This window comes from Staphylococcus sp. HMSC069D12 (genome assembly GCF_001810405.1).
Classification (GTDB): Bacteria; Bacillota; Bacilli; order Staphylococcales; family Staphylococcaceae; genus Staphylococcus; species Staphylococcus haemolyticus.
Genome location: NZ_KV801093.1, coordinates 1 through 18,213 on the forward strand (window position 1 = coordinate 1; position 18,213 = coordinate 18,213).

Below are 18,213 nucleotides of genomic sequence, written 5' to 3' on the forward strand. Positions count from 1 at the left end.
GTAATTGCGCTATTTTTGTATTCAAACATAAAAAAGAAGCTAAGGCATGTGCCTTAACTCCTTGTATCCCTAAGTCTTTCCCCTTTTTGCTTAGCGATTAGTATTGTTTCATATATTGATCGCGTTCCCATTCAGAAACTTGAGTTCTGTAATAATCCCATTCAATTGATTTAGAGTTAATAAATTGGTTGTAAATGTGATTACCTAACGCTTTTTTAACTGTGTCATTTTCGCGCATAGCTTTTAATGCAGTGTAAAGTGTTGAAGGTAAATCTTGGATACCTACAGCTTCACGTTCTTCACGGTTCATTTCATAAATATTTTGGTTGACTGGTTCTGGGACTTTAGATTTGTTCTTAATACCATCTAAACCAGCTTGTAGGATTGTTGCTAATGCCATGTAAGGGTTAGCAGCTGGGTCTACTGAACGTACTTCAATACGAGTTGATAATCCTCTTGAAGATGGCACACGTACTAATGGTGAACGGTTTTTACCACTCCAAGCGATATAACAAGGTGCTTCGTAACCAGGAACTAAACGTTTATAAGAGTTTACTAATGGGTTACATACAGCTGTGAATCCACGTGCATTATTTAAGATACCTGCAGTAAAATGATAAGCTTCTTCAGTTAATTGCATTTCACCATTTGGATCGAAGAATGCATTTTCTTTACCTTTAAATAAAGATACGTTGAAGTGCATTCCGCTTCCGTTAACACCGAATAATGGTTTTGGCATGAATGTTGCATGTAAGTTATGTTTACGTGCAATTGTTTTAACAACTAATTTAAATGTTTGGATGTTATCACATGCAGTAATCGCATCTGCGTATTTAAAATCAATTTCATGTTGTCCTGGAGCAACTTCGTGGTGACTTGCTTCGATATCGAATCCCATATCTTCAAGTTCTAATACGATGTCACGACGGCAATTTTCACCTAAATCTGTTGGTGCTAAATCGAAGTAACCACCATTATCATTTAGTTCTAATGTTGGTTCACCTTTTTCATCTAATTTGAATAAGAAGAACTCTGGTTCAGGCCCTAAGTTGAAATCTGTATAGCCCATATCTTCCATTTCTTTCAATACACGTTTTAAGTTGTTACGTGGGTCACCAGCAAATGGTTCATCGTCAGTAGTATAAACATCACAAATTAAACGAGCTACTTTACCTTGACCGGCAGTCCATGGGAAGATAACCCAAGTATCTAAATCTGGGCATAAATACATGTCAGATTCTTCGATACGTACGAAACCTTCGATTGATGAACCATCAAACATCATTTCATTGTCTAATACTTTTTCTAATTGGCTAACTGGTACTTCAACGTTCTTGATTGTACCTAAGATATCTGTGAATTGTAATCTTAAATATCTTACGTTTTCTTCTTTTGCAAATTTACGAATGTCATCTTTACTAAATGTACGTTTAGGCATGGTAGAAATCCTCCAAAAATTTATTTAATAAACCGTGATAAATCACCACGATTTATTGGCAAAGCTTCACCAGGTGGTTTCTGCGTTGCGTCTACAATCATTCTTTTTCTAATCTCTTGCTCATCTGATGTTAAATGCCCTTGATTATTAGTTATGATTTGTTTAATTCCTTTAAGGTTAAATCCCTTCTCAATCAAAGATTTAATTTCGAGGAGACGTTCTAAATCATTTAACGAGAATAATCGCTTATTTCCTTCTGTACGCTCGGGCATGACAAGTTCATGTGTTTCATAGTAGCGGATTTGTCTTGCAGTGAGTTCTGTTAATTTACAAACAACACTCATAGAGAACACGGCCATATTACGTCTGATTTTATCGTTAGACATTAATAACCTCACCTCTACTTTTGAACTTGATACTAATTTAGCATAGTTTAAAGCGTATTACAAAAATATGTCAGGTTTTCTTACATGTAATTTTAAAAGCTATATTTAATTGTAATTACAAGGTCTTTTATACCAGGTAATTTATATTGAATTATAAATTTTTTCAAAAAATCCCTACTCAACTCAAGTAGGGATACATTTTTCTATATCAAGTTTTGTTCTTTTAAATAAGTAACTGCACGTGTAACAGCTAATTTAACATGTTCATATGTTAATCCGCCTTGTACATAAGCTTCATACGGTGGTCTAATAGGTCCATCTGCAGACAATTCAATTGAAGACCCTTGAACAAAAGTACCGGCTGCCATAATGACATCATCTTCATAACCAGGCATATAGCTTGGTTCTGGACTAAAATGAGCATTAATTGGTGAAGCATGTTGAATACTTTGGCAAAATGCTATCATTTGTTCTTTAGTATCAAATTGGACAGTTTGTATTAAATCAGTACGTTTAACATTGTATTTAGGAACTGTTTTCATTTTCATTTTTTCAAGGAGTAAGCTTGTAAATAATGCACCTTTCAAACTTTGACTAACTACATGTGGTGCTAAGAAGAATCCTTGATACATTTCTTGTAATGAATATAAAGAAGCGCCGGCCTCTTTACCGATACCAGGAGCTGTTAATCGATAACCACAACGTTCGATTAAATCTTTACGTCCGGCTATATAACCACCAATCTTAGCTAGACCACCGCCTGGGTTCTTGATTAGTGAACCTGCTATCAGATCTGCACCAACTTCAATAGGTTCACGTTGCTCTACAAATTCTCCATAACAATTATCTACAAAGACAATGACATTAGGGTATTGTGATTTAATATCATGGATAGCAGATTCAATTTCATCGATAGTAATTGAAGGTCTTTGGTCATACCCTTTTGAACGTTGAATGGCTACTACTTTCGTCTTTTCTGATATTGCTTCAATTGAAGACTGAATATCTATTTGTCCATCTTTTAAAGGGACCTCTTTAAATTCGACACCGTGTTCTTTCAAGCTTTCAATGCCATTTCCATTTATCCCTATAACTTCAAGCAACGTATCATATGGACTTCCAGTAATATATAATAGTTCATCTCCGTATTTAAGTGTACTTTGAAGTGCTAGAGTAATCGCATGTGTACCAGAAATGATTTGCGGGCGCACAATAGCATCTTCAGCTTTAAAAGTATGTGCATAGATTTCTTCCAAATGGTCCCGACCAAAATCATCATATCCATATCCTGTACTTCCAACTAAATCACTCTCGGTAGCTTTAACGTAATGAAAAGCATTCAGAACTTTTTCCTGATTACTATATGCAATTTCTTCTATTTCTTTAAAATATGGTACCAACGTCTTCTCTACGTCTTTAACCATTGATGTAATATCTGACATTTTCATATACTTCCTTTTATCATTTTTTATATCCAGTAATGACATAAGTTTCATTTTCAGCATCAAAATTCATTTCTTCAATGAGTGTATGCTGCTTTAAGAAATAAAGTCTATCTGCGTTTGTACTAGGGACAATCTCTTCATAGAAACTCAGTGTTGATTTAACTTGATCTATTAAAAATGATTTTACTTTTAATTTATCTTCTTCATCACGGCTAGAGACAAAGATGGATGGAGACGCAGATAATGGTTTATCATCACTATCACCACATTGATCCTTCTTATTAAATATAACCGCTTGTGGTATTTGATTCATATCTAAATCATTAATCAATTGATTTACTATATCATATTGAGAACGGTATTCTGGATGGCTTGAGTCAACAACATGTAATAATAAATCTGCACCTTTTGCTTCTTCTAAAGTTGATTTAAAGGCGGCAATCAAGGTCGTTGGTAACTTTTGAATGAAACCTACAGTATCTGAAATAATTAAATTAAATCCTTCATTTATTTGAATTTGACGTGTTTTAGGATCTAATGTTGCAAAGAGTAAATCTTTTTCAAAGGTTCCTTCGCCAGATAATACATTAAACCATGATGATTTCCCCGCATTCGTATAACCAACGAGTGCAATCTGAAAGACTTGATTTTGTTCACGTTTGCTACGATAACGTTCCCTGTGTTCCACTACAGTTTTTAATTGATGTTTAATTTCATTCATACGTGTTCGAATATGACGTCTGTCCATTTCTAACTTCGTTTCACCAGGACCACGTGTACCTATGCCACCACCTAGTCTTGATAAACTCTTACCATGTCCTTGAAGTCTTGGCAATAAATAATCTAATTGCGCTAATTCGACTTGTAATTTACCTTCGCGACTGCTAGCTCTTAAGGCAAATATTTCTAAAATCAATTGTGTTCTATCGATAATTTTAATGCCCAAATTATCATTTAATGTTTTTGATTGAGCGGTAGTTAACTCATCATTCGTTACTACGACGTCTATATCATGGAATTCAATAAAAGCTTTAAGTTCATCAATCTTACCTTTACCAACGTAATATTTATGATCGACTTGTTCTCTATTTTGAGTAACTTGTCCTTTAACATCTAGCTGACAAGTCAAAGATAGGGCTTTTAATTCTTCCATCGTTGAATCAAAATTAAATTCGTTATCATTTTGAGCATGTACACCGACTAATACAGCAGTTTCCAATTTTTTCTTTGTTTCATGAGTAATTTGCTGAGTCATGTTATACATCTCCTTCTTATATATTTCTCAAATATTCTATCATAGTGTCTATGCAAAGACTATCCACTAAAATTATGTTACATTAAATTTATATTGAAAGGGTGATACTATGGAAAATATATATGATTTTGTTGTACAAAAGTCCAATGGTGAAGATTATAAATTAGAAGAATACAAAGGCAAAGTAATGCTAATCGTTAATACTGCTAGTGAATGTGGTTTCACGCCACAATTTGAAGGCTTACAAGCATTGTATGAAAAATACAAAGACCAAGGTTTTGTGATATTAGGTTTTCCATGTAATCAATTTGGTGGCCAAGAACCTGGTTCAGGTGCAGAAGCTAATCAAAACTGTAAAATTAATTACGGTGTGACTTTCCCTATCCATGAAAAAGTAGATGTCAAAGGTGAAAATCAACATCCTTTATTCCGCTACTTAACTGATGCAGCTAAAGGAATGTTAAGTGAAAAAATCAAATGGAACTTCACTAAATTCTTAGTTGATAGTGATGGTAACGTTGTAAGTCGTTTCTCACCTCAAAAGAAACCAGCACAAATCGAAAAAGATATTGAAAAATTATTATAGATATTGTTTTAATACAATAAAAAGCTTCATTATAGAGTGAAATAGCAACTCTATAATGAAACTTTTTATATTACAAACATTCCTCTATTTGTCAAAAGTGCTAAAATTTGATGAGTTTATTACAAGTTACACTTTCATTAAGACCGTTGTCTACGCTCTTAAGAACTTACAACGTTGCACTTTAATTACAACTTATTCTTCACTATTTACTGATTCTTCAGAATCTGAAACTTCAGTCTCAACAGTAAATGTGCTGATCGCATGTTTGTATATCAAATGTTGTTTACCTTGAGAAACTAAACTTACAACATATTTGTCAAAGTCTTCAATAACACCTTTCATTTGAAAGCCGTTTAAAAAGAAAACAGTAACTTCTGTTTGTTGTGATTTAAAGTTCTCTAGTGCTTGATCTTGGATGTTGTGGTTTGCAATCATGTTTAGAACTCCTTTTATTTATTTGGGTTGTAATCTCATCTAACATCATTTGAAGTGACATTGTCTCTCTATTAAACCATTGAACAGTCAATTTATTCTTGAACCATGTCAATTGTCGCTTAGCATATTGTCTAGAATGTTGTTTTAACGTTTCAACTGCTTGGTCTATTGATGACTCACCATTCACAACAGGTACCAGCTCTTTATAACCAATTGCTTGCATACTTTGAGTAGATTCATAACCCTGTTCTACTAGATTCTTCACTTCATTAAATAATCCGTGGCCAAACATAATATCTACACGTTTATTTATTCTTGAATATAATGTTTTGCGCGACATTTCAATCCCTATTAATAATGTATCATAATTTTCTGTAAATTGTTGTACTTTCTTGCGAGAACTTATAAGTTTTTTTGTATTTAAGTAATATTCAATCGCTCTAAGCACTCTTTTTCTATTATTTGGATGTATGTCTTTAGCAGATTGTGGATCAAATGTAGCTAAATAATCATGCACTTCTTGATTAGTTAATTGTTCTAATTTTTGTAATTGTAACTGTGTTTTCTGTTCAACTTCTTTTGAAACTGTCTCATCATCAAAAGGATAATCATATATTAACGATTGTATATATAACCCTGTTCCCCCTGCTATGATCGGTATCTTTCCTCTTGAAGTTATATCTTCTATTAGTGCTTGAGCTCGTAATTTGAAATCGTACACAGAAAATGAGTCATCTGGATTTAAAATATCAATCATATAATGAGGAATTCCATCCATCTCTTCATTAGTAACTTTAGCTGTACCAATGTCCATTTGTTTATAAACTTGCATGGAATCCCCACTAATGATTTCACCGTCAATTTGTTTAGCAAGTTCAATACTTAACTCTGTTTTACCTGATGCAGTTGGACCTACTATAACTACTAAAAACGGTTTATTGACGTCACTCAATAGTTATCCCTCACTTTATTTTTTCTTTAACACTTGTTTTTGGATCCATTCAAACATATGACTCCAAATCATTTCTTTTTCATCTTCAAATAAAATTTCATGTCTTCTATTAGCATATAGTTGGACTGTTATATGATTTATTCCAGCACGTTTGAATTTCTTTCCTAATTTACGTATACCTTTCCCATAATCTCCAAATGGATCATCCTTACCAGAAATAAGAAGTATTGGTAATACTTCATTAATTTTTTTAAGTTGATTATTATTTGCTGTACGTATCATATTCTTAACGGTTTGGTAAATTAATTGGTTTGACACTAAGAAACCAGTGTAATCATCCTTAACAAATTTATTAATTTCATCGCGTTTAGATGATAGCCAATCACTACTTGTTTCAGGTTGGTCTATCTTTTTATTAAACGATTTATAAACAAATTGATTTACCCATTCTAGGCAACTGCGCTTCCCAAAAATTAAGGTTATTAATTTTAAAACGATGATGGCTGGAATCCCTTTATATTTTGGATATTGACCAGTACCAGTGAGAATTAAACCTTGCGCAATATCTGGATATTTCTCTACAAATAAACGCGCAATAATTGAGCCCATTGAATGTCCCAAAACGATATATGGAATATTGTTATCTGAACCGTGAAGTGTTTGAGCTATTTCATATGCATCTTGTGCAATGATATTCATATCATCGTAATGACCTCTTTCATTTTCATCAATATCAATACCATGCCCTCGATGATTATGTCGAATAACATCATATCCTTGATGTGTTAAAGCTTGCACAAGTGCTTCATATCGATCCATATGCTCAGCCATCCCGTGAAAGATATGGACGACACCAAATGTAGCAATCTTAGCCTTATCTACTTTTACTTCAATCATAGTGCCGTCTTCAACGGTAATTTTGAATGATTGTTGACTCACGCATATGCCTCCTTGTGAAATTATAACTTAATCCTTAAAGCTTATATTCTTTTTAATATACCTTTCATTCTTAATGTTATCAAATTGTTAGACTCATTTTAACAACTAAAGCTTTATAACATAAAATTACTTTATTTTATAAAAAATGAACTGAGATGAGCTTCATATTAAAGCTCTCTCAGTTCAGATATTAACTGCGAATTTGAAGTTTAAAATAAATTTACTAGTTAGTTAGCAGTATCATATTTGAATTTAATCAAAAATGTTAAATTTCAAAACATAAATACTAATTTTATTTTAATACTGCAAGTTGTTCATTTCCACGAGTTGCTTCTTCAATTGCAATATTAATTTCTTTAGTAAATTCGTTTTGTTGACTTTGTGTATAGTTTAGTAATTTAGCAAGTTCTTCAACGACTGCATCTTTATATTGTTTAACTTCATTGATATTGAAATAAAGTTTACCAGATCTACGAATTAAGAAATCAGTTGGTTTAAACACCATTTCATTTTGTACACTATATACTAACTCAACGTACAATTCTAATGGTAAATTTAAATCTTTGTCTTGTGCAATTTGTGCGATGTTAAATAGTTTATCTACGTTAGAACCATATTTAGAAGCTAAACGTTTGGCAACATCGGCTTGAAGTCCAATCGCTTTACCTTCTTCAACTTTGCGTTCCACGAAACTTTCAAAGTTAGCGCTACCACCTACATCACCACCAGAAATTGGTGTATGTTTTGTTTTACATTCAGCAAATGTCAATTTATATTCTTGTTTTAAGCGCTTAGCTAATAAATCTACGATTTCAAGCGCCATATGACGATAACCTGTTAATTTACCACCAGCGATTGTTAATAAGCCTGATTTACCTTCCCAAATTTCATCTTTACGTGAAATTTCAGAAGGGTCTTTTCCATCTTCTAAAATTAAAGGTCTAACTCCTGCCCAAGTTGATTCGATATCTTCATCTTTCACATTAACATCTGGGAACATATAGTTAATCGCATCAATTAGATAATCTCTATCTTCCTGTGTTGTTAAAGGTTTTGTTTTGTCATTATCATAAAAAGTATCTGTAGTTCCAACGTATGCTTTACCTTCACGTGGAATTGCAAAGATCATTCGACCATCTTTTTCAGTGTCAAAATAAACAGCTTGTCTTAATGGAAACTTAGATTGATCAATGACTACATGGACACCTTTAGTTAAACGTAATTGTTTATTGTTACGTGTATAATCTTTTTTACGAACTTCATCTACCCAAGGGCCTGCTGCATTAATAACTTTTTTAGCGTTAATTTCATACATTTCACCAGTAAGTTGATCTTGAACTTCAATACCTCTTACTTTTGATTTAGAATCGTAAATGAAATCTGTAGATTTCGTGTGATTTAAAATCTCTGCACCATTTTCTTCAGCACGTTTCATAACTTCAATTGTTAAACGTGCATCATCAGTACGGTATTCAACGTAATAACCGCCACCTTTAAGTCCATCTTTTTTTACCAATGGCTCTTTATTTAATGTTTGTTTTTTACTTAACATTTTCTTGCGTTCATATTTTTTTACGCCTGCTAAACGATCATAAGCAGTTAAACCTAAATTAGTTGTGAATTTACCAAACGTTCCGCCTTTGTGCATTGGTAATAACATCCATTCAGGAGTAGTTACATGAGGGCCATTTTCATAAACAATCGCACGTTCTTTACCCGTTTCAGCTACAACTTTGATTTGAGCTTGTTTTAAATATCTTAAACCACCGTGAACAAGTTTAGTAGAACGAGAACTTGTACCTTGAGCAAAATCTTGCATTTCTACTAAAGCTACTTTCATTCCTCGTTGAGACGCATCTAATGCAATACCTGCACCTGTAATACCGCCACCTATAATAACGACATCGTATTCTTCATTTTGTAAATTTTTCTTAATTACTTCTCTATTTAATGTTGATAAAGCCATAAATATACCCCTCCGATATTTTATTTATGCGAAAAAGAGAGACCTATCCATACAGAATCAAACTGTATGTAACAGGTCTCTCAAATCTCGACTGATGTATTAACTTAATTTAATCATATCACACTTCAATAAACTAAGCCATGTTTAGAGATTAATCTTCCAATTTAAAGACCTGAGTAGCTTCAACTGCTTTTTTCCAACCTTTATACAACTTAGTTCTGTCTTCTTCAGACATCTGTGGTGTAAATTCTGTTTCTAATTGCCATCTATTTGCTATTTCATCTTTACTATCCCAGAAACCAACAGCTAATCCTGCTAAATAAGCTGCACCTAATGCTGTCGTTTCTTGTATTTCAGGGCGTTCTACAGCAGTATTTACAATATCAGCTTGGAATTGCATGATAAAGTTATTTTTAACTGCGCCACCGTCAACACGTAAATTGTTCACTTCAATCTTAGAGTCTTTAGACATAGCTTCCATAACATCACGAGTTTGATAGCATAAAGATTCTAAAGTCGCACGAATAAAGTGTTCTTTTTCAGTACCGCGACTTAAACCAAATATAGCACCTCTAGCTTCTGAATCCCAATAAGGTGTACCTAATCCTACAAATGCTGGTACGAAGTAAACATTATCTGTAGAATCAACACGTGTAGCATAATTCTCTGATTGAGGTGCAGAATTTATAATTCTTAATCCATCACGTAACCATTGAATTGCTGAACCTGAAACAAAGATAGAACCCTCAAGTGCATAATTGACTTTACCGTCTAAGCCGTATGCAATAGTAGTTAACAACCCACTTTCAGATTTAACTGGGGCTTCACCAGTATTCATTAACATAAAGCCGCCTGTACCATAAGTATTTTTAACATCTCCACGTTCGAAACAAGCTTGTCCAAATAGTGCTGCTTGTTGGTCACCAGCAATACCTGAAATCGGTACCTCTTGACCGAAGAAATGATAATCTTTAGTGTGAGCGTAAATTTCACTAGATTCTTTAACTTCCGGTAATAATTGTTTAGGTACATTTAATAAATCAAGTAGCTCATCATCCCATTTTAAATCGTAAATATTATACATTAAAGTACGACTAGCATTTGAATAATCTGTAATATGTGCTTCTCCACCAGATAACTTCCAAACTAGCCATGTATCAATTGTACCGAATAATAAATCACCATTTTCAGCTTTTTCTCTAGCTCCATCAACATTATCAAGAATCCATTTAACTTTTGTACCAGCGAAGTAAGGATCTAACAATAATCCAGTTTTATTGCGGAATGTTTCTTCATGACCTTGTTTCTTTAATTCATGACAAATTGATTGTGTTTGACGGGATTGCCAAACAATTGCATGGTATATTGGGCGTCCAGTATTTTTATCCCAAATAACTGTAGTTTCACGTTGGTTGGTAATTCCAATACCCTCAATTTGGTCAGCGTTAATTTCATTTTCATTTAATACTTCAGTCATAACTGCTAATACCGAAGTCCAAATTTCATTAGCATCGTGCTCTACCCAACCTGATTTAGGGAAGTATTGCTTAAATTCTCTTTGTGCAACACCTTTAATATCGCCTTCTTTATCAAATAGAATGGCTCTTGAACTAGTTGTTCCTTGGTCAATCGACATGATGTATTTTTCCATAAATTTTCTCCCTTTCTGCTATGTGAATAAAAACATTTATTTTTTAATTTTGAATAATAAGGAAGTGTACTATATGTATAGCACTTTTCCAAAAAAATTAACCACTAATTTAAGATATTTATTAAATTAATTAATAAATAGACTCAATATCATTTGATTTATTAGATTTGTTTAAAACTAAACCTAATACTAATGTTGCTATTACTAGTAAAATACCTACTGCACAAATTAAATCAAATTGACCTTTATAAAATACTTTATAAATAACTGCTCCAAGCATACCTCCAGCTATAGGTCCTAATACAGGTACTATCGCGTATCCCCAATTAGAACCACCTTTACCTGCAATTGGTAATATAGCATGAGAGATTCTTGGTCCTAAATCACGTGCTGGATTAATTGCATATCCAGTCGGACCACCTAAGCTCAAGCCAATAGCCACGATTAAGCCACCAACAATAAGTGGATTCATTCCATCTGCAATTTTATTTACACCGATAAATAAGATACCTAAACATAAGATTGCTGTACCAATAATCTCACTTAAAAAGTTTGCAAAATAATTCTTAATAGCAGGTGCTGTAGAGAATACGCCTAACTTTGCACCCTGATCTTCAGTTGCCTTCCAATGTGGTAAATACATTAACCAAACTAATACACCGCCAAAGATACCTCCAAGCATTTGACAGATAATATAGCCAGGTACTTGAGCCCAACTAAAACTTCCATCCATCGCTAAAGCAATTGAAACCGCTGGATTTAAATGTGCACCTGAAAACTTACCAACTGCGTATGCGCCCATTGACACGGCTAATCCCCAACCTGCTGCAATTACTATCCAATCAGAATCCTGTCCAGCACTTCGCTTTAAATTGACGTTGGCACAAACGCCACCACCAAAAAGGATAAGAATAGCAGTACCAATAAATTCTGCTAAATATACATTCATCACGAATCCTCCTATAAGACAAAAAGATTCCTACAAAAGCGCTAATAAAGGCATTGCAGAAATCTCTTCGTCTCTTAATCTAATATTAACTTGTTTAAATCATACAGAAAGTTTGTAAGCGTTGTCAATACTTTCGTTAAAAATTTGTCACATTTAAATTGTTTGAAAAATTGTTATAATCGTTTTTTAAGATTTTAAATTACAGCAAAATTATTAACGATGAGGTTTACCATAATAAACGATTACTTGTTGTAACGTAACTTGCCCCGCTATCAAGTGCTTGAGCAATTTCACTTTCTTCATTAATTAAACCACCTGCTATAACTTTTGAAGGGGTTTCTTCATCAATAATTTTAACTACTTTATGTGCAATCCCAGGTAATACTTCAATGAAATCTGGTTCAACCTTCTTAATTAAGTTGATACTTCTACTTAATGCTTGGCTATCTATAATAAACACCCTAAAAATCGTTAACTTATTTAACGATTTAGCCTTCTGAATTACTTTAGATTTGGTAGAAACGATCCCTTTAGGATTATAAGTTTGAATTATATACTCACAAGCAAATTCATCGACAGCCATCCCTTTAATTAGATCAATATGAATATACGTTTCAATTTGATTCGCTTTAAGCAATGCCATAACACTTTTCAAATGACCGATATGCATATCTAATAATACGCATATCTTATAATCTGTTTTTATTAATTTTTCTAAATCTTTCATGTTGCGTATCGCTGGTAAAACATATTCCTTCATGCGGTATTTTCCTCTCTACATTACACGTTTAAATAGTTTTTCAAGTTCATAATTTGAAAAATTGATGATTATAGGTCTGCCATGAGGACAAGTGAATGGATCTTCTGCTTCACGTAACTGATCAATCAAATCCGCCATTTCATTATTTTTTAAATAATGATTTGCCTTTATTGATTTTTTGCAACTCATCATGATGGCAGCATCTTCACGCATTTTTTTAACATTTACTTTTTTATCGTTTAATACTAACTCAACCATATCTTGAATAATTTCTTCAGCTTCAGCTTTTGGGAACCAAACTGGGTAACTATTAACGATATAATCATGACCGCCAAAGTGCTCTAAATGAACACCCACTTTATCTAATTCATCTTGATATTGATCAATAATCATTTGTTCATCTTTTGAAAAGTGGAATGTTAGGGGTATTAATAAATCTTGAACTTCATTAGTCACTTCACCAATTTTTTCTCTAAAATATTCATATTTGATACGTTCTTGTGCAGCATGCTGATCTATCATAAACATGCCATTCTCATTTTGAGCAATGATATAAGTGCCATGCACTTGTCCTACGACTTCCATATATGGAACACGTCGAGATGGTGTGTTACTCACTTTACCTTTAATATCATTATTATCTTGCTGACTGTATAATGTTTGAGAAGCTTTCGATGATGCTTCATCACTATTGTTTTGTTCAGTTACAACTTCTTCTGAATCGTTTGTAGACTCGTCATTTAATGATAATGCATCACCTTTGTCTAAATCATTCAAAATTTCTTTTTGAATTTGGAAGTAATCTTTGTCATCTGAACGTTTATTATTATGTACGAAGCTTTCCGTACTTTCATTAATTAACTCATTATTATCTAAATTTGGATTTTGTACTTCAGATTCACTCATATCATAATATTGAGAAATTTTTTTGTCTTGATTAGAGTTACGCTGCCTTCTTTCAAAGTCTAATTTTTGTTGTTCAAATTGATTTAAGACTTTATTTTTTTTAGGCGTTCTATCCAAATCGTTCTGCGGAATTAAAATTCTATCCTTGAATGCATAACGGATTTTCTCAACTATTAATTGATACAATTGCTCTTCCTTTGATAATCTGACTTCTAATTTAGTTGGATGGACGTTCACATCTACTAATATAGGATCCATTTCTATGTTTAAATAACATATCGGGTAGCGTCCTATTGTCAGTAATGTATGATAACCTTCAATAATAGCTTTATTTAGTACAAAATTTTTAATATATCTTCCATTTATAAAAATTGATATATAATGTTTGTTACTTCTTGAGTGTTCTGGCTTAGCCACAAAGCCTTCAAGGTGATAATCGCTTGTATCACCTTGAATGTGCACTAAATCTTTAGCTACTTTAATACCATAAATCTCTGCCATAACCTCATTTGTTTTACCTGAACCATTCGTTTTTAATAACGTTTTTCCATCAGATATTAATGAAATTCGTATATCAGGATGACTCATTGCCATCCGATTCACAATATCTGTAATTTTACCTAACTCTGTGTATAAGCTTTTAATATATTTTAAGCGAGCTGGTGTATTGTAGAAAAGTGATGAAACAGTAATATCTGTACCTTTTTTAGCTTTAGCAGGTTTACGACTTAAAATCTCTCCGTTTTCTGCATAGATTTCATGTCCATTTTCTCTATCAGTGCAAGTTTTAAGTGTGACTTTAGCAACTGAAGATATACTTGCTAATGCCTCCCCACGAAATCCTAACGTTCTGATATGAAATAAATCGTCATCGGCATCTAATTTACTCGTGGCATGTCTATGAAACACTAAATCTAAATCATCTTGTTCTATTCCAGTACCATTATCTACTACTCTAATTGAGGATATACCTGATTGTTCTACCTCAATATTAATTTCTGTCGATTTAGCATCGATTGCATTTTCTAGCAATTCTTTCACAACTGAGCTTGGACGCTCTACTACTTCGCCTGCTGCTATTTTATTAGCTAAAGAGGTTTGTAGTTCTTTAATTTTGCCCATTTTCAAACACCTCTATCTCAATTGGTTTTGTAATTCACTTAGTTTTAGTAATGCTTCAATAGGCGTCATGTTTGATATATTAAGATTTTTAATCTGTTCCTCAATTTTACTAGTCATTGTTTCTGAATCAAATAAATCGAATGACGCTTGCTCAAATTCATTCTCATTTGTATACTTTGTTGTTTGAGACTTTTTATCATTGTTATTTGCATTTTGTGCGTCATAATCTGCAAACCCTTCCACTGAGGCTGAATCTTTAAGAACAGTAATGTTAGAATACTCTTCATTATCAGAAGCATTTTGACTTTGTTCAAAAGCATCTAATATAACTTGTGCACGGTTAATAACTTCATCTGGCAAGTTAGCTAGTTTCGCTACTTGAATACCATAACTATCATCTACAGCACCATCTTTTACTTTATGTAAGAAGATTAATTCACCTTTATATTCATCCGCAGCCACATGAACATTTTTAAGATTTGGTAGTGCTTGATCTAAAGTCGTAAGTTCATGATAGTGTGTTGAGAATAAAGTTTTCGCATGAGATGTTTGAGCAACATATTCAATCATTGCTTGAGCTAACGCTAGCCCATCATATGTTGAAGTTCCTCTACCAATTTCATCGAAGATTATTAAACTATCTTCTGTTGCGTAAGTTAATGCTTTTTGTGCTTCTAACATCTCTACCATAAATGTACTTTTTCCTGATACTAAATCATCTGCAGCACCTATACGAGTGAATATTTGATCAAATATTGGTAATTCTGCTTTATCACAAGGAACATAAGCCCCCATTTGAGCCATGATGCTTATGATTGCTACTTGTCTCATGTAAGTTGACTTACCAGACATGTTAGGACCAGTTATTAGATATATAAAGTTATCTTTATCTAATTTACAGTCATTAGGTACATAGTCATTGTAGTCCATCACACGTTCAACAACAGGATGGCGAGAGTTCTCTAAGCTTAGCGTTTTATTATCACTAAATTCAGGTTTAACATAGTTGTATTTTTGTGCAATTTCAGCAAAACTTTGTAGGCAGTCAAGTTCAGAAATGATTTTAGCCTGTTTTTGTAGTCTTTCAGTGTACGTTTTAATGTGTTCTCTTAGGCGAACAAATAGTTGATATTCATGATCTACCGCTTTATCTTCTGCACCTAAAATAATATCTTCTTTTTCTTTCAATTCATCTGTAATGAAGCGTTCGGCATTGGACAATGTTTGTTTACGGTGATAGCCAAATTTACTAGGTTCAAATCCTTGTAAATTTGCTCGTGTAATTTCTATAAAATAACCAAACACTTTGTTAAAACTGATTTTAAGAGATTTAATACCTGTACGCTCTCTTTCTTTAGCTTGTAATTGTGCTAACCAATCTTTTCCATTTTTAGAAGCTTCTAAGTATTCATCTAATTGTTTACTAAAGCCTTGTTTAAATAGACCACCATCCTTAATGGAAATAGGTGGTTCTTCGATTAAACTATCTTCTAACACTTGTAATAAGTCTTCTAATGGTTCAAGGGAACTAAATTGATTTGATGCTACGTCATTCATACTTTCAAGTAAAGATTTAATATTAGGTATCTCTGAAATTGAATGTTTAAGTTGAATTAAATCACGCGCATTGACATTGCCATAACTGACACGGCCAACAAGTCTTTCTATATCATATACTTGATTTAAATATCCTCGTAATGTATCTCTCTCAATAAAGTGATTTATGAATGATTCTACTACACTTAGTCTTTCTTCAATTCTTTCTTTATTGATTAATGGTCTGTCTATCCATTGCTTAAGGCGACGTGCTCCCATCGGCGTTTTAGTTTCATCCATTAACCATAAAAGTGTTCCTTTGTTAGATTTTAATCTAATACTTTCGGTTAATTCTAAATTTCTTTTAGCATAGTAGTCCATCTTCATAAAATCCACTGCAGCATACGTTATTGCAGTTTCTATGTGAGACAAATCTCGTTTTTGAGTATGATAAACATAATCGAGTAATAGTTGTGTTGCTAGATACATACGATTATTAGTTAATTGATTCACTTCATAGCTTGCATCGGAAATAGATTCTCTAATTGTTATAGTTTCTGTAGTTAAATAGATTTGCTTTTTAAGATTTTCATCAATTTCTTGGTTAACAACGATTTCATTAGGATTAATAGTTACAATTTCATTAATCAATGTATCTTCATCTTCAATTTGAGTGGCTTTTAACTCTCCTGTAGAAATATCGCAATAGCTAAGGGCGTAGTTACTATCTTGTTTAATGAAACTTAAAATGTAGTTATTTTGATTTTCATCCATACCACCTTGTTCCATGACTGTTCCAGGTGTTACAACTCTAACTACTTCGCGTTTTACCATACCTTTAGTTTGTTTAGGATCTTCCATTTGTTCACAAATTGCTACTTTATAACCATTATTTATCAATGTTTCAATATAGCTATTAGCGGAATGATACGGAACACCACACATAGGTATTGGATTCTCTTTTTTAGCATCTCTTTTAGTTAATGTAATTTCTAATACCCTTGACGCTTCTTTAGCATCTTCAAAAAACATTTCATAAAAATCGCCTAATCTGAAGAATAATAAGCAATCTTGATATTGCGATTTAATTTTTAAATATTGTTGCATCATCGGTGTCGTGTTTGACATATTTTCACAACCTTACTAATTTTTTCCGATTTATTACATGCTTTTAACTCATATATTTTAACATATGAAATGTTACAACGCTCGTGAGTTCATTTTATTGATTTTATTTATTTTTTAGAGTTTAGTTAAAAAATGATTCATCTTAATTTACAAATAAAAAAGATTATCACAACAAAATATAGAACACATACGTTTCATAAACGACTGTACTTTATTTTGGAATGATAATCTCAAATCAACTAAATCAATCTCTTATTTCCAAACTATTATTGTTTAAATCTATCTAGTAAACCTCTTTTTTTCAACATTATAAGTAAGAAATAACTAATAGCAGCTCCGATAAAACTTGAAATAATAAATGCTATCATTAAGGGTTTGACAAAGAAATCTTGCATACCTAAAACCCACGCCATTGGTATGCATAAAAGACTTCCTATAATGCCTGTACCAATTACTTCACCAACAGCAGCCATAAAGATATGTTTTCTATACATATAGAATACACTAGCCAATAGCACGCCAATCATACTGCCAGGAAATGCAAAAAAACTACCAGTACCAAATAAATTTCTTATGATTGATGAAATTAATGCTTGGGCTAAACCGTACCATGGCCCTACAAATACTGCACATAACACATTGATGAAATGTTGAACAGGTGCTGCTTTGACAGGACCTAAGGGTATGATAATAATACTGCTTAATACAACATTAGTGGCAATTAACAGTGCAGTAAGTGTCAATTTTCTATTGTTCATA

15 protein-coding genes are annotated in these 18,213 nt (G+C 32.7%); 1 reads left to right on the plus strand and 14 read right to left on the minus strand.

The genetic code is table 11. From position 1 onward, the window contains the following. Positions 1-97: 97 nt before the first annotated feature. From glnA to hflX, 4 genes are all read right to left on the minus strand, one after another. Complete coding sequence (gene glnA, locus HMPREF2737_RS01395; RefSeq protein WP_037551580.1) at positions 98-1,438, minus strand: type I glutamate--ammonia ligase; 1,341 nt, start codon at positions 1,436-1,438, stop codon at positions 98-100. A gap of 20 nt (positions 1,439-1,458) precedes the next feature. After that, the gene (locus tag HMPREF2737_RS01400) at positions 1,459-1,824 is read right to left on the minus strand and encodes a MerR family transcriptional regulator (protein WP_011275891.1); all 366 of its coding nucleotides are present in this window, start codon (positions 1,822-1,824) and stop codon (positions 1,459-1,461) included. A 203-nt stretch (positions 1,825-2,027) separates the two neighbouring features. Then, complete coding sequence (locus HMPREF2737_RS01405) at positions 2,028-3,266, minus strand: methionine gamma-lyase family protein (protein ID WP_037551581.1); 1,239 nt, start codon at positions 3,264-3,266, stop codon at positions 2,028-2,030. Positions 3,267-3,285: 19 nt separating this feature from the next. Further along, complete coding sequence (hflX, locus tag HMPREF2737_RS01410) at positions 3,286-4,524, minus strand: GTPase HflX (RefSeq protein WP_037551582.1); 1,239 nt, start codon at positions 4,522-4,524, stop codon at positions 3,286-3,288. Positions 4,525-4,633: 109 nt separating this feature from the next. On the opposite strand from hflX, the gene HMPREF2737_RS01415 reads away from it, so the two are divergent. After that, positions 4,634-5,110, plus strand: a complete 477-nt coding sequence (locus HMPREF2737_RS01415; protein ID WP_037551583.1) for a glutathione peroxidase — start codon at positions 4,634-4,636, stop codon at positions 5,108-5,110. Between the two features lie 192 nt (positions 5,111-5,302). On the opposite strand, the gene hfq is transcribed toward HMPREF2737_RS01415, so the two are convergent. From hfq to thiW, 10 genes are all read right to left on the minus strand, one after another. Continuing rightward, positions 5,303-5,545, minus strand: a complete 243-nt coding sequence (gene hfq / locus HMPREF2737_RS01420) for an RNA chaperone Hfq (protein ID WP_011275895.1) — start codon at positions 5,543-5,545, stop codon at positions 5,303-5,305. Beyond that, positions 5,499-6,497 (minus strand): tRNA (adenosine(37)-N6)-dimethylallyltransferase MiaA, encoded by a 999-nt coding sequence (miaA, locus tag HMPREF2737_RS01425; RefSeq protein WP_037551584.1) that lies wholly within the window; start codon positions 6,495-6,497, stop codon positions 5,499-5,501. The genes hfq and miaA overlap by 47 nt, the downstream gene beginning before the upstream one ends. A gap of 15 nt (positions 6,498-6,512) precedes the next feature. Next, positions 6,513-7,436, minus strand: a complete 924-nt coding sequence (locus tag HMPREF2737_RS01430; protein ID WP_037551585.1) for an alpha/beta fold hydrolase — start codon at positions 7,434-7,436, stop codon at positions 6,513-6,515. Positions 7,437-7,728: 292 nt separating this feature from the next. Next, positions 7,729-9,402, minus strand: a complete 1,674-nt coding sequence (locus HMPREF2737_RS01435) for a glycerol-3-phosphate dehydrogenase/oxidase (RefSeq protein WP_037551586.1) — start codon at positions 9,400-9,402, stop codon at positions 7,729-7,731. Positions 9,403-9,553: 151 nt separating this feature from the next. Continuing rightward, positions 9,554-11,053, minus strand: a complete 1,500-nt coding sequence (gene glpK, locus HMPREF2737_RS01440; RefSeq protein WP_037551587.1) for a glycerol kinase GlpK — start codon at positions 11,051-11,053, stop codon at positions 9,554-9,556. 130 nt (positions 11,054-11,183) lie between these two features. After that, a complete protein-coding gene (locus tag HMPREF2737_RS01445; protein WP_037551588.1) occupies positions 11,184-12,002 on the minus strand; it encodes an MIP/aquaporin family protein in 819 nt (272 codons plus the stop codon). Positions 12,003-12,228: 226 nt separating this feature from the next. Next, positions 12,229-12,762 carry a glycerol-3-phosphate responsive antiterminator gene (locus HMPREF2737_RS01450; RefSeq protein WP_037551589.1) on the minus strand — a complete coding sequence of 178 codons (534 nt, stop codon included), beginning with the start codon at positions 12,760-12,762 and terminating at the stop codon, positions 12,229-12,231. Between the two features lie 15 nt (positions 12,763-12,777). Further along, entirely contained in the window at positions 12,778-14,790 is a 2,013-nt protein-coding gene (gene mutL, locus HMPREF2737_RS01455; RefSeq protein ID WP_037551592.1) for a DNA mismatch repair endonuclease MutL, read from the minus strand. Positions 14,791-14,802: 12 nt separating this feature from the next. Continuing rightward, positions 14,803-17,454, minus strand: coding sequence for a DNA mismatch repair protein MutS (gene mutS / locus HMPREF2737_RS01460; protein ID WP_037551594.1), 2,652 nt, complete (start codon positions 17,452-17,454; stop codon positions 14,803-14,805). A gap of 266 nt (positions 17,455-17,720) precedes the next feature. Next, positions 17,721-18,212 carry an energy coupling factor transporter S component ThiW gene (gene thiW / locus HMPREF2737_RS01465; RefSeq protein ID WP_037551596.1) on the minus strand — a complete coding sequence of 164 codons (492 nt, stop codon included), beginning with the start codon at positions 18,210-18,212 and terminating at the stop codon, positions 17,721-17,723. Between the last annotated feature and the right edge of the window lies 1 nt (position 18,213).